Consider the following 14,603-nt stretch of genomic DNA (forward strand, 5'->3'; position numbering starts at 1 on the left):
GTTTATATTTTCATTTTAGCTCCCATTGATTCCGCCTATACTCGCTAATCAATCAATTTACAGTAAGAAAATATAATAATATCGCTTCTTAATTTATAGCATCCTTTGATTTTCCCAGTAACCCATTCAAGTTTTTTATTTTAAATTTGCCGTGTTCAATCGCATCTCTGAAAAACAAGTTCATCTCATTCGCTGGCTATTGACAATCGGCTGGCTAATTTTAATTGTTTCTTTATTTTACGATCCAATTTCGCCTTATTTAACTCAACCCGAAAATACTTGGAGCGTTTTCCATCTCGATCCACAACTCTTCGATCGCGAACAATGCCAAGAATTAGTCACCATACAAGGAAAATGTTTACTTGAACAACCTTATCCTTTAGGAGCAAAAATATTTTGGGTAATGGTGGTTCCAACTGCAATTTCTATCCTGCTCTTTTTCGGTCATGAAACATGGCGTAGAATTTGCCCTTTAGCATTTATGTCGCAAATTTCTCGTGCTTTAGGAAAACAGCGCAAGCGAAAAAAAGTTAATCCTAAAACTCAAGCGATTCGTTACGAACTCGCCAAAGTTCGTAAAGATTCTTGGTTGGCTCGTAATCATTTATACTTGCAATTCAGCTTGTTATGTGCTGGGTTGTGCGCTCGAATTTTGTTTGTTAATTCCCAGCGAATTTTATTGGCAATTCTGTTTATTTTTACTATTTTTAGCGCGATCGCGATCGGGTATTTCTATGCTGGAAAAAGCTGGTGTCAGTATTTTTGTCCAATGGCTCCTGTAGAAATAATTTTCACGGGTCCGAGAGCTTTATTGGGGAGCGAGGCGCATCAAGGCGATCGCAAAAAAATTACTCAATCAACTTGTAGAGAGATCGATAAAAGCGGTCAAGAAAAAAACGCTTGCGTAGGTTGTCAATCTCCTTGTATTGATATTGATGCGGAGCGTAATTACTGGGAAATTTTCCAAAAACCCGGCCGCCGTTTTATTCATTATGGTTATTTAGGCTTGGTCTTAGGATTCTATCTTTACTATTACTTTTATTCGGGGACATTAAAATATTATTTCTCTGGCGTTACCAATCACGAAGAAAATCAATTACAAACACTTTTCGACCCCGGGTTTTATTTTTTTGAACAGAGTATTTTCGTTCCCAAATTAATTGCTGCACCTTTAACAATTTTCATGTTTGTTAGTTTGAGTTACTTTTTATTAAAGGAAATTGAGAAATTCTATCAAGGCTATCGTCGCAAAATTGGAAAACCTTTAAATCGAGAACGAATTCAACATCAACTTTTTACAATTTCTACGTTTGCCGTTTTTAATATTTACTTTCTGTTTGGCGGTCGCCTCTTACTCGACTTATTCCCGGGATGGTTACGGATCGCATTAAATGGTTTAGTTATTGCTGTGAGCACATTATGGATGTATCGGACTTTAAATCGAACGTCTCAAATGTACATGCGAGAAAGTTTAGCAAATAGCTTGCGCCGTCAGTTAAGCAAACTTAAAATTAGCTTGCCTAAATTTTTAGAAGGTCGTTCCATCGCCGATTTAAAACCCGATGAAATTTATATTTTAGCGAAAGTTTTGCCCAGTTTTAGTAAAGAATCAAGTTTGCAGGTGTATAAAGGCGTTTTGCGAGATGCCTTAGAGCAAGGAAATATACAACCTATAAATAGCTTTGAACAACTCGAACAATTACGCTTAGAACTAGAAATTAAGGAAGAAGATCATTATAATCTCTTAACTGAGTTGGGTATTGAAAATCCCGAACTGCTCGACCCTACTCAAACCAAAACCAAAGAAACACAATTGCGTTTAACCAGTTATCAGGAAGCCTTAGAGTTACAGTTGTTAGATCTATTAGAAATGGGCATTCCTTTATCCGAAGCGATCGCGCGTCGCGACCGTCAAATCAAAACCTTAAAGCAAGAATATAGTATTACCGTAGAAGAGGAAGAAGAGTTACTAAAACGATTGTCAAATCCGAGAGATATTGCCATTCAAAAAGCAGAAGGATTGCTAGAATTATTACGAAATTTAAACCAACGCGATCGTGCCTTGCAAGAAAATGCTCTCGATCCCAAAGCACTGGAATTTAAACTGTTGCGATCGCTAGGAATTCACAATAAACAAGAGATGATTTTACAACAATTACTCTCTATTTTAGAGGTGTTGGGAGATACGACAGATGCAAAAAATATTGCTGTATCGATCGCTCAATTTAGTAGGCGGGAAAACCGAGAAAATATTGTCAATAATTCTCATTTTTCTTGGTCGGAACGTCTCGATCGCGAAGTCTTCTTGATTTTAAAATCCTCGCAAAATTTAGAAAATGAAGAGAGATTACTTCCTGCGATCGCTGTCCTTGAAGAACTTCTCCAAGAATTTGAACCTCTGATCCAAGCGATCGCCTTATATACTATCAACAAACTCGATCGCCAGCAAGGGAAGAAATATGCACAACGAGTCTTAAGTTCGCTTGCTTCCGATACTTTAGTTCGAGAAACAGCAGAACATATTTTGAGAAGAGATGAAACAAAATCTCCGCCGGAAAATTTAATACCCTCAGGTAGTCTCGATAATACCTTGGGAAGTGTAGAAAAATTGCTCTTACTCTTAGAAATCGAACTATTCCAAGCGGTTAAACCTGAAGTATCTCTCGAATTAGCACGGGAGTCGGAAATTCATCTCTATCCCCGAGGAGTTCATTTGTGCAAGCAAGGAGAACTCTCAAAAGAATTCTTTTTATTAATAGAAGGAAGTGCAGATGTTACCGTATTACAAGGAGATGAAGAAGTTACAATTAATACCATTGTTTCAGGAATGGCGATCGGAGAAATGGGAATTTTAACCCGTCAAAACCGATCTGCAAATGTTGTCACCACAGCAGAAATAAATCGCGTTCTTGTGGTGAAAGCAGAGAACTTTGAAACAGCTTTCGAAAAGGATAGTGAAGTCACCAAACAATTATTATTAGAAGCGCTTGCACGCTTGCAAAGATTGACAACACAAATACAAAATAAAATCCCAAATTTAGCGGTCAGAAGAGTAGAAAATTCCAAAATGGCATCAATTTTGGAAAATCTAATGAACACCGATACTTAAAAATTGTGCGATATAGTTTTATATATTTTGAGCTTGCGATCGCTTATTAGAAACTTCAGAAAGCCATTGACAAAAAACACAATGTGTAGTAAAAAAAGTATGAGTTCGTAATATATCTTACAGTACAAAATTGAGCGAATCTCTCAATATTATCAACTTCTTTTAATACAAAGGTAATTCAAGATGACTCCTGAAAATATCCTCCAAGCAGTTAATAAAGCTAGTGAAAAATGGAAATCTTCGTTTAATTCAGGGAATGCAGCCGGCTGTGCGGCTCAATATGAGGAATCAGCCGTGATGAATGCCAGACCATTTGGAACATTTACCGGCCGCAAGGAAATCCAAAATTTTTGGCAAAATTTGATTGATGATGGGTTTTCTGATGTGGACTATATCGAACCTAAAATTGAAATTATTGATGACACCAGCGCAGTATTAACAGCAGGATGGAAAATGAACAAAGCTGGTGGTGTGATTCATAAAGAACTTTGGGTTTTACAAGCAGATGGAACGGCAAAATTACGAGAGGATGATTTTGAGGCTCAAAATTAAGGTTAGATGCCCTGAGATTATGAGAAAATGCTGTTAGCAAAATAGGAATTATGTCGGTAACGAAACCATACAGCCGGCTTCTTCAAATTGCTGCAGTGCTTGTTCGGCTTCTCCTGCAAATTCTGGCTCCTCACTGGTAAAATTTAAAAGATTGGGAACAGAAAGAGGACGTGGAGTATGGAAAGGAATCTCGTCACCCACAAAAGGTTGACCGTTGTATATTCCTGCAACTCCTAAATAAGCGCCATTACGAATGATATATTTGCGATCGCTCGTGCGAATCTCGGTATTATTAACAATTTGTCCTGTTGTCAACCCAGTAAAACCGATTTCATTGTTTTCAATAATACAAACCCGACCTTGAGTTGAAGTGGGATAAATCAATAAACTCTGTTCGTATCCCACCCACATTCCCAAAAAAGGAGTAATCGCGGGATCGACTTTTGACCAAGCGTTAACTAGCGTTTGATATTGTTGTTTCTCTTCATCTGTCCGATAATCGTCCAAGTAAGTGCTGAATTCACCCGATCGCAGTTCTTGAATTCTACGAGATAATTCAGAATGCAATTGCTGCATTTCTGCTTCGGTAGGATAGCGATCGCTGGCTTTAACCAGAGAGGTTAAAATTAAAACCAGCAAACTCGCTGTTAAAGCTGTAGAGAAGGTTTTCAACAAACCAGCAAATCGAGTACGAATCATTTTCATTGAATTTACTCCTGTAGGAGATTGTTGAAATAAAAAGGCGATCGCAATTTTAACCTGTAATTTATTCAAATTGAATCACTCTGATTTTCTTGACCTGTACGGGAACTTTATCCAGTGTACTTGGTTTCCTAAAAAGTTAGAAGCGATCGCTCTAAGGTAACGGTAAGTACGGTATAATACTGCGATTGAGTGAGATCTGTTTCAGGATATGTCGAAATACTCCTTTGATCGCTTAGAGCCAAAAGAATTTGAATCGATGGCTCAAGCGCTCCTAGAGCAAACTTATCGAATTCGGGGCAATTTGATTCAGTTTGGCCAAGGAAAAGATGGTGGAAGGGAAGCCACATGGACGCAAAATCCCGATTCTCCTAGCTATTCTCGACCTGCGAATGCAACAGAAGACATAGCAAAAGAGTGGGTTTTTCAGGTAAAGTATCACGATATAAATCTACGAGGTTGGTCTGTTTCGCGGGATGAAGTTGTTAAAGATTTAGAAAAAGAATTAGATAAAATTGTTAATAAACATAAAGTTCCTTGTCATGTTTATATTTTGATTACGAATGTGCCGTTTACAGGTGCAAGGACTGTAGGAACTCGCGATCTCATTACCCAAATTGCTGCAAAGTGGAAAGAAGAAATTCCAGAAATATATATTTGGGATGCTGCGGATCTTTCCTGTATGTTAGATGCTAATGCAAGCGTTCGCACTGCTTATCTCGATTCTATTTTACCGGGGGATATTCTTCAGGCAATATTCAAAGGAATAAATTTTTCTCAAGATCGCAAAAAAAGTGCATTTAAGGCTTATTTAAAGTTTGTCACAGAACGCGAAGGAAGTGCGCGAGCCGAAGAAGCTGGAGACAAACCCAATCTCCCTCTGACTGATGTTTTTATCGATTTAACCTTAAAATTGCGAGATAATCATGATGAGGTTAGTGGCGAAACTTTAAAGGAATTATTATCAGGAAGTGAAGACGAGAAAGATTCTACAGTCGCTTCAATTCTACTACCAGAAAATCCAACGCAAATTCGCGCATCATTTGCTCTTCTTTTTGCCGATTCTCCCGCTATGTTACTGCTTGGCGGTCCTGGATTGGGAAAAAGTACGCTGACGCAATTTTTAGCACTTTATCACGCGGCTCTGAGTGTTGACTCTAGTTTAGCAAGGAGTCTTGAGAAACGTCTTAAACTACCAAATGGATTTGATGCTAAAAAACTAGATTCTTATGTGCATCGGCGATTTCCGTTTCGTGTCGAATTGCGCCGTTATGCGCGATGGATAACCATTCAAAATGACGCACAAAAGACCGATGAATTAGCTCGCTATATTGCGGAAGGTTTAATTAATCCCAATGCTTCATCTAGCCTTGAAATGGAGGATATTTTTGAGCTTGCATCTAGCAATCCTATCCTACTTATTTTAGATGGTTTGGATGAAGTTCCCAATCCAGAAACAAGACGTAAAATTGTTAAGAATTTGGAGGTTTTTGTACGTCGCGTTAAATCGGAAGAGGGAGATCTACAAATATTATTATCAAGTCGTCCCAAAGGATACTCTGGTGAGTTTGACCAATTTAATCCTTTGACATGGGAATTAAATGAACTGGAAAGAACAGATTTTGATGAGTATTGCGATCGCTGGCTCAAAAGAAGAATTCGCGATGCAGATGAGCGAGATGAAGCGAAGGAAAGAATAAAACAGGGGATGATGTCGGAAGCAGTACAGCGTTTAGCAAAATCGCTTCTCCAAGCTACCGTTATTTTAACGATTGTTCAACGCAAAATCCAAATCCCGCATCAAAGACATAAATTGTATAAAAAATATGTTGAAGTGATTTTTGATAGGGAAAAAGAAAAATCTGCAATTGTACGAGAGAGAGAACAGATATTACTTCATATTCACGAGCGAGTTGGTTACGAACTTCATTGTAAAATGGAACAAACCCGTATTGATGCTTTAGATCGAAAAACTTTTAAATACTATATATATGATGTTATAGAAAACTATTCTGGTGCTGAATTTGGTGAGAAAACACCTAAAGAGATAGCTCAAGAAATTATCGATGCTGCAACAGATCGCCTTTGTTTGTTAGTCGGGAAGGGAAAAGATCAAACCGATGTTGATTTTGTCGTGCAGCAATTTCGAGAGTATTTTGCGGCTGTTTATCTTTTCAATCATTCCAATGCAGATCCAGATCGCGTTTTTCCGATGTTGATTCGTCGAGGAGCATATTGGTCTTATGTTCTTCAATTTTACGTCGCTCAAGCAAGTACGAATCAAAAAATGCGTTGGATTAAAGATATTGGCACTCAAGGCGAAAATGAAGATCGGGTTGAGGCAATTATTCAAGGAACTCGAAGCCGTCGTGCAATTCTCAATATTTTACCTGAATTTGACCTTCAGCAAAAGAACGATCTCAAACGCACCTTAAAAATAATTTTTAGTCGAGAGACTCGGTGGACATGGTGTAATAACGATTCAGCAATAGAAATTTTAAGACTGGGTTGGCTTCGTTCAATTTATAAATTTCTGTGGGATTATTTTGAAACTATTACGAAAGAAGATAATCAAACATTGTCTATAGAACTTTGGCTTTTAGCTGAATTATCTCCCGATCGACCTGAAGAGAAAAAAAGATTCTGTGATAAAGTTCAAAAACTTTTATCTGACAAGAAGACTCAAGAAGTTGCTATTTATATAGCTTTTAGGTATGATTTGAGTATAAATTTATTAGAGTGTGACATTAATGATTTACGAGAAATACTTGGGTACTATAAATACAATTACAGATCAACTATTAAGAGAGGAAACGCATTACAAAATCTATTTTTGACCCAATCTAAAAGTAAACAGTATGAGTTAGTGTTGATAGAACCTGAAATGTTTTTAGATCGCTTTACATATTACTCGTTAGAAAATATGCAAAAACTATCAATTTTTCAAAATAAGTTCAAGCTAGAAATCAAGTTTTATTTATCTCACAACCATAAAAATTCTTATAAATCCAACTTTTCTTTCAAGGATGAAAATATTGATCCTGATGACAGCAAAAATATTTATATAGAATATCTTGATTCTTTTATACAAGCAATTCTAGAGCCTACAAATTCTGATATACATCAGAAATCTCAAGAAGTGGAAAATAAAATCAAAGAAACTCTTGAAAAGATTGATAGAACATGGAAAACAGAGTACGTTCTTGGTCCTCCAATCTCTAAGTTTGCTTCAATTAATGATTGGGTGAAATTCAAAAAGAAACTTATAAGAACTGTGACACAAGATTCTGAATGGATTAGCAATAGTGGAGATTTTTTAAACTCGGACAAACTTTGGATAGTGTTATTCTTTCATCCAAACCACTGGCCATTACTGGTAAAAGAACGTATAATAACAGAAGAAGAATATAAAAATATGCTGAATACACCATTAAAACGGATATTAGAAATTCCGAACTTTCCTATTAATCTTTTTGAGACTTGGTCTACATCTACCTCTCAACATAAAATTCCTCTCTATAAAATCTTAAATATCGCTCTTGAGGTTGCTGAACAGGAAGGACAGAAATATTCCAGTGACTTAAATTGTTTAAATGGAATATTATTTGATAGAGAAATACAATTGGTCACACCAAAAGAAGTTGAAAATATAGTAAATCGAGCCAACCAATTTTCTTTACTTCCTGCAAATTGGGTTTATGCCATTTTCATAATGTGCTTGCATACCTCTGAACTCGATCTAGATATTTTACTCAATTTTTGGGAAAAGCATGAAACCTTTGACTTTGTATATTCTTTCTTTTTTGTGCAAAATCTACCAGATGAATGTGAGAAAACTGTAGAAAAACTTCTAAAAATTGATCGTCCTAGTGCCTTAAAACTCAGTACATTAATTGCATCGTCTAAAAAATTCAAAAATCAAGAAGTTCAAAACTTATTATGGGATCGGCTATTGATTGAGTATAGTTGCTTTCTAAGTGACAAAGATATATTTTATACTTTTTGTATGGTACTATTAGAATGCAAACCCATTCTTGAAGAGTTTCATATTTGGAGACAACGAGAAATTCTCGAATATGTATGTGAATTTCCACGTATATTAGACCGGCTTTGCCAGCGTTTTTCAAGTTTAGCCGAGCCAAATTATAAAATCGATCGCACTCAACTCCGAGAGGAACTCTCTTATTTTATTCTGAACCGCAAAGATTATCCTTTTGCAATAGTTTATACTGCACTAGAAACCATCTTAAAGATTGACGATCTTAATCTACATCCGTTAGAAGAAAAGGATTGGAAGCAAGACGAATACGAGTCAGACTTTTCTTAAAAAGAGCGATCGCATTGAGATGATTAATATTATCTATAAACTTCGATAGGAGACTGGCGACTGAAGAAGCGATCGCAGAAAAAGTTGTGTTTTTCCAAGCGATCGCCTTTTTCAGTTATACCTTAAACATCTTTGGGGTTTACCGTAACTGCGGTGGAAGTATCGGCAGATTCTTCATCCGTTGACTCATCAGAATTGAGTAACCCTTGAACTTGAGTAATTAAATTCCCCAATTTACCTTCATCGAGTAAAGAATTAATCAGAGAAAGTCCGCTTGTAGATAGCAACAGCTTATTAATATCCCCCATATCTCCTTTACCGTTGCCATTTGCTCCCGGAAACGCATAGATTCGCGCATCTCCCAAAACTCCGGGTTGTGGGGCGAGAGCTTTGGCTAATTCCGGCAATTGGTCGGCGATTTCGGGGAAAATGAGTTTGATGACCTCCGCCGTGCGATTCGCATTACTGAGGGCATTTTCTGACTCAATCAACGCCTTTTTACCTTCTGCTTCCGACAATGCTTTATACTTATTTGCCTCTGCTAATGTGCGAATAGATTCCGCTTCCAATTCCGCCGCTTGTCGGGCGATTTCTGCTTGACGACGACGGCGGAAAACTTCAATTTCCACCACATTATTATCGGCAATTTGTCGTTGTTGCGCCTCTTTTTCCGCGTCAATAACTGACAGATTGCGATCGCGTTCCGCCTCTTCCACCTGTTTCGCCGTTTGTACTGCAACCTCTGCTTGAATTCGTTCCGCTTCTGTGGCGAGGCGATCTTTTTCCTTGTTAGCGATCGCGATCGCCGCCGCTTGTTGTGCCAAACGAGACTCTTGTTCCGCCGAGGCAACCTCAATTTTTGCCCGCAAGCGAGACGCATTAACGGTTTGTTCTCGCGTAATTTCCGCAACTTGCGCTTCTTGTTGCTGCAATGCTTGAGCAATTTTCAGTTTCTTATTCTGTTCTTCTAAAGCAATATCGGCTTCAATTTGACTTTGTTGAATCGATAATTGCTTTTGAATACTCTCCTCCTCAACCGCTTGATCTTGTAAAATCTTATTTCGTTCAATTTTTGCCGCTTCTTTATCCTGTGCCTCTTGAATTTCCCGAGTTCGTTGTGCCTTTAACGCCTCAATTTCTTGTTCTTGCGTCAATTGCAGTGAGGCAATTTCTTTTTCTTGATTCAATTTAGCTTCTTCTTTCTGCTGAGTAATCGATAATGATTGTTTTTCAGCATCAAGTTCTTGTTGTTCCATTGTCACCTTAGTGGTGAGTTCAACCTCTTTCTTTTGTTGGATTGCACGTTGAATGGTTTCTGTTCTTAATTTCACCCCTTGAGCGTCAAAAAAGTTGTTTTCATCATAAGTATCGCTTTCTTCAATTTCTGAAATCGCGATATTATTCAGAGTCAAACCGACTTTTTTCAAGTCTTGCTGAATCAAATTCAAAACTTCATCAGCAAACCCTAATTTATCTGAGTCAATTTCTGCCAAACTTTTGCGTTTTGCAGCAGCGCGAATGGCATCATCTGCCCGTTTTTCCAAAGCATCTTTAATATCAACCTCAGAAATTCTGCCTTTTTTCGATAACCTTGCTGCTGATGTGCTGACATCTTGTTCGTCAGCATTAATACAAACATAAAAAGTTACACGCATATTTGCCCGCAAATAGTCTTGTGTACGAACGGCTAAATCTCCCGTCCGTTCTACATCAATAGAAATCTCTCGCAACGGCACGCGAGTGAGTTCGTGAAATCCGGGTAAAACTACACAACCACCATTAATAATTACGGTTTTCTTTTTAACAAAAAGTCCCCCGGTTCTGACAAAGGCTTCATTATTTGGCGTAATGTTGTAAACCAGCTTATACGCCCACAAACCGACAACGAGTAAGATAATAATGCTAACCAGTCCCGCCGCCGCAATGAGAATTCCTCCTCCCAATCCTGCGGCATTAAAATTAGGAGTTTGCATGGGCAATCCTTTCATCGCAACAAGAGGTTGTGGCTGATGTTTCAAGGCTAGATTAGAATTGTCTGTTAAGGACTCTTCTAGAGAGATTGAGGGTAAAGATTGCAGGAAACTCAGCAAAAATTTAGGATTCATAATACCTCGAATTTAATGAGAATGAGTGTCTTTTATTGATTCTGAATTGGCGAGCCAGCGATCTTCGTCGGAAGTGTCTTTTGCTAAAACGAGATAGCCACTTTTACGGCGATCGATGACAATCACTTGCTGTCCGCGTTGAGGAATAACAGTCGCCCATTGCGGAATAGTTGCTCCGACCGTGACTAAATTTTTGTTAGTATCGGAAACATCTACTTGACCGATTTTGCCTTCAGTAATGCACGGAATTGTTTTCGAAGAAACTGTTCCCAGACAGCCAATTAAGCGATCGCTACTCGCATCTTGACCAAAAGCGGCAAAGAGTTTCCCCAAGGGACGGGCAAATAAACCGCCAATTTGCAAACCCAACCAAAAAGAAGTGAGAAAAATGATGCCACCCCAGCCGATAATGGCAACAGGAATGAAACCGAGAAAATGGGCTGCGATCGCATTCAGCAGCCATCCCGTTAATCCCCAAAGACATAAATCCGTTGCCAACAAGAGAATGAGTGGAACTCTCCCGATCCCCAACCAACCCAAGAGTTGAGGTAATCCGATTTCCCCATCGACATCAACATCAACATCTGTATCGGCATCTAGATCGAAGATGTCATTGCTATCAATATCGTCGTCTCCTCCACCGGCACTAATGGCAATTAAAAAGAGGAGAACGCCGAGACCGAAAATAATCCAATAGGGGAGGTTGGTCAGACTATAAAACATAGTTGGGAAGCAAAGATTCAGATTGAAAAATCTCACCCATAGTTTAATCGCGAATGCTCCGAATATGTCGCAAATCCACAAGATTTTTAACGTTTGCGGCTCTTTCCTGCTTTAATCTGCTTTAACCTGCTTTCTCTCAATTCACAATAATTTTAAATTGTCAAGTGCGATCGCAAAACCCGATATTAGGGATTTGCCGCTCAATACTCTTCCGATCGGACTTCTTGGACAAACCAATAGTGCGACTGTTATTCTATTGTTACGAAAGTTCCTTAGCTGAATCAGTGTATTAATCTGAGTTATATCTCTCAATTCCAAAGCCTGTAACAACGATGGATAGCAATTACATCTTGATTGTTGACGATACTCCTATAAATCTCAAAGTTTTATCAGCAACACTGCAAGATTCTGGATTGAAAATCTTAACCGCGTCAAGTGGCGAAGATGCGATCGCGCAATTACAAGAAGTTCAGCCCGAGATCGTTCTCCTTGATGTAATGATGCCCGGAATGAATGGCTTTGAAACCTGTCACCGGATCAAAACCAATCCCGAAACTCGAGATATTCCGATTATTTTTATGACAGCTTTGACGGATTTGGACGATAAAACCAAAGCCTTTCAACTGGGTGCAGTGGACTATATCGTCAAACCCTTTCAAAAACAGGAAGTGATCGCACGAGTCAACGTTCACGTACAATTACGCAAACTCAATAAGAATCTCGAACAACAGGTTGAAAGAAGAACAGCAGAACTTACTCGCACTCTCGATGAATTGCAACAAACTCAAATTCAGTTAATTCAAAGCGAGAAAATGTCTGCTCTCGGACAATTGATTGCTGGAATTGCTCACGAAATTAACAATCCAATTAATTTTATTCACGGCAACTTGCCTCACGCTCGTGCCTATACTCAAGAATTGCTCGATTTAGTGAACTTACAGGATCGCGCTTGGAGCGATCCGCCCTCGGAAATTCGAGAACGCATAGAAGAAGCCAATTTACCTTTTTTGCAAGAAGACTTATCTAAAGTTCTCACTTCAATGCAAGTGGGTGTCGATCGCATTCTTGGTATCGTGCAATCCTTGCGCCATTTTTCTCGATTGGATGAAGCCGATCTCAAAAATGCTGATATTCACGAAGGTATTAACAGTGCTTTAATGATTCTTGGCAGTCGTTTGCGGAGGACTCCAGAACGCCCTACGATTAAAATCCTGCGAGACTATGGCAATTTACCCCTCATTGAATGTTATGCCAGCCAACTCAATCAAGTCTTTATGAATTTATTGATCAATGCCATCGATGCGATCGAAGAAAAAAAGGTTAAGGATATGGCGATCGAGAACCCTGCTGAGATAGTTATTAACACTGAAGTGAATGAAGAAAACGTTATCGTGCGAATTCGAGATAATGGTATGGGGATTCCAGAGGGATTGGAAAACAAAATTTTCAATCCTTTTATCACGACAAAACCCATTGGCAAAGGCACGGGTTTGGGTTTATCTATCAGCTATCAAATTGTAGTGGACAAACATGGCGGGCAGTTGAGTTATACTTCCGAATTGGGGAAAGGTACAGAATTTGTCATTGTTTTACCGATTCGTCTCAGCGATCGCCCTCCTGCTCTGGGCTGAGAAAAGACCGATATTCCGGTAAAATTAAAAGTTAGATGATTAATATTGGGGATCCTCAATCGTGGGCAGACAGGCAAAACTCAAGCAACAACGCAGACAGGGCGAGAGCAAATCCAAAAATCCTGCTCCGATTAAACAATCTCCTTGGGCAAAGTTGGCACAAAGACCCACTCGCGAAGAACCGGAAGAAAAGCCTTCTTTTTTGGGCAAACTCTTCGATAAATTGCCCGATCGCCTCAATCCTTTGTCTAAAACTGATGCGTCTCAAAATAATTTAGATGGGGATGCTTTTTTTGCCACCAATGAAATGCTATTAGGGGCGATCGCTTGGGAAGGATACGAAAAAAGTCATCAAAAAGGTGTCGTTTTCGTGCGAGATATAGAGGATGCTCCTTTTCAGATAAGTTTTATCTCTCAAGGTTCTTTGAAAAAGAAATTGGGACGTATGGGTATTACTGGGGAAGATCTGAAAGCGATCGCAGAGATGGTGAAAAACTCCGATCCTCAAGGGGATATCGTGCTTTTGTTTTGCGATCGCGATGGAGAAATTGCGGCAATTGTTCGCCCCACTCAACCCTCTCCTTCGGAATGTTATCAAACCCTTGTTGGTGAAGAGTAAACAGCGATCGCTCAATAAATTGTTAACTTGGAGGCTCGAATCCTGCGTCTCGTAATTGTTGCTCTAATTGTTCCAAGCGTCTGAGGGCAGCTTCTTTGGCTTGTCGTTCTTGTTCTTTGGCTTGGCGTTCTCGTTCTGTCGCTTGACGTTCTCGTGCGACTAACTCAGATCCCCACAGTAACAAATTACCGTTCTCGTCCCACCAGCGCAACCAGTAACTATCGCGGTTTTCTCGTCGTCCTTGCCAAACCCCGATCGCGAGTCCGATTTCTTCGATCCAGTAGCGATCGTTTTCCTCGGGCGATCGCAGTTTATACCCTCCCGACTCTAGCAATTGATGAACCTCCAATCTGCCCGTATTAGGTTCAAAAATCAAATAGTAAGGAATTTGCAGAATTTGCTCGTAAAAGAACCATTTTCCGGGAGGATAAGTCCGTTTGCTGGAATATTCTCCCCCATCCGCATCCGAGAGAAATTCAATGGCAATAAGCGGTGTATCTCCCTGTCGGTGGGGAGTATAGCTGCGAAGAATTTGAGAGCGAGGAACACTTATTTGGGGAATATAAACCCAATCCGGGGCTCTAATGGCGATTTTGCCGTCCATTGTGGCACAGATGCCGTAATTGGTGGCAATGAGGGACGTATCAGGTAATCTTCCCGCTAATTCTAAGCTCTCGGTCAGTGCTGCCGCGAGGGGAGGTTGGTTAACATTATCCACAGGTTCGTTATCTAGAACAAAGTCTTCGGGAAGCAATTCCCAAGTAATCTCGTAAGGAGTCGCCGTTGCTAACATGGGACGCATTGAGAGGAGAAACTATGTTCTAGTTTAGCTCAA

General features: G+C 39.3%; 9 protein-coding genes. 5 read left to right on the top strand and 4 right to left on the bottom strand.

The window, feature by feature from the left end:
• The first annotated feature begins 151 nt into the window (after positions 1–151).
• Together AC6RV6_RS24275 and AC6RV6_RS24280 are read left to right on the top strand one after the other, a co-directional pair.
• Positions 152–3,109, top strand: a complete 2,958-nt coding sequence (locus tag AC6RV6_RS24275) for a cyclic nucleotide-binding domain-containing protein (RefSeq protein WP_500243465.1) — start codon at positions 152–154, stop codon at positions 3,107–3,109.
• Positions 3,110–3,292: 183 nt separating this feature from the next.
• The gene (locus AC6RV6_RS24280) at positions 3,293–3,661 is read left to right on the top strand and encodes a YybH family protein (protein ID WP_500243466.1); all 369 of its coding nucleotides are present in this window, start codon (positions 3,293–3,295) and stop codon (positions 3,659–3,661) included.
• A gap of 48 nt (positions 3,662–3,709) precedes the next feature.
• On the opposite strand, the gene AC6RV6_RS24285 is transcribed toward AC6RV6_RS24280, so the two are convergent.
• The gene (locus AC6RV6_RS24285) at positions 3,710–4,435 is read right to left on the bottom strand and encodes a hypothetical protein (protein WP_500243467.1); all 726 of its coding nucleotides are present in this window, start codon (positions 4,433–4,435) and stop codon (positions 3,710–3,712) included.
• A gap of 187 nt (positions 4,436–4,622) precedes the next feature.
• Between AC6RV6_RS24285 and AC6RV6_RS24290 the strand changes: the two genes are divergently transcribed.
• Positions 4,623–8,690: an NACHT domain-containing protein gene (locus AC6RV6_RS24290; protein ID WP_500243468.1), complete on the top strand. Its 4,068-nt coding sequence runs from the start codon at positions 4,623–4,625 to the stop codon at positions 8,688–8,690.
• A gap of 122 nt (positions 8,691–8,812) precedes the next feature.
• On the opposite strand, the gene AC6RV6_RS24295 is transcribed toward AC6RV6_RS24290, so the two are convergent.
• A complete protein-coding gene (locus AC6RV6_RS24295) occupies positions 8,813–10,795 on the bottom strand; it encodes a flotillin family protein (protein WP_500243469.1) in 1,983 nt (660 codons plus the stop codon).
• Positions 10,796–10,807: 12 nt separating this feature from the next.
• Positions 10,808–11,518: a DUF1449 domain-containing protein gene (locus AC6RV6_RS24300; RefSeq protein WP_500243470.1), complete on the bottom strand. Its 711-nt coding sequence runs from the start codon at positions 11,516–11,518 to the stop codon at positions 10,808–10,810.
• A gap of 332 nt (positions 11,519–11,850) precedes the next feature.
• On the opposite strand from AC6RV6_RS24300, the gene AC6RV6_RS24305 reads away from it, so the two are divergent.
• Entirely contained in the window at positions 11,851–13,149 is a 1,299-nt protein-coding gene (locus AC6RV6_RS24305; RefSeq protein ID WP_500243471.1) for a hybrid sensor histidine kinase/response regulator, read from the top strand.
• A 61-nt stretch (positions 13,150–13,210) separates the two neighbouring features.
• Positions 13,211–13,768: a hypothetical protein gene (locus AC6RV6_RS24310; protein WP_500243472.1), complete on the top strand. Its 558-nt coding sequence runs from the start codon at positions 13,211–13,213 to the stop codon at positions 13,766–13,768.
• A 22-nt stretch (positions 13,769–13,790) separates the two neighbouring features.
• Here the strand turns inward: AC6RV6_RS24310 and AC6RV6_RS24315 are convergent, their stop codons facing one another.
• Entirely contained in the window at positions 13,791–14,561 is a 771-nt protein-coding gene (locus AC6RV6_RS24315; protein ID WP_500243483.1) for a Uma2 family endonuclease, read from the bottom strand.
• Positions 14,562–14,603 lie beyond the last annotated feature (42 nt).

This window comes from Spirulina sp. LEGE 11439, from assembly GCF_059821285.1.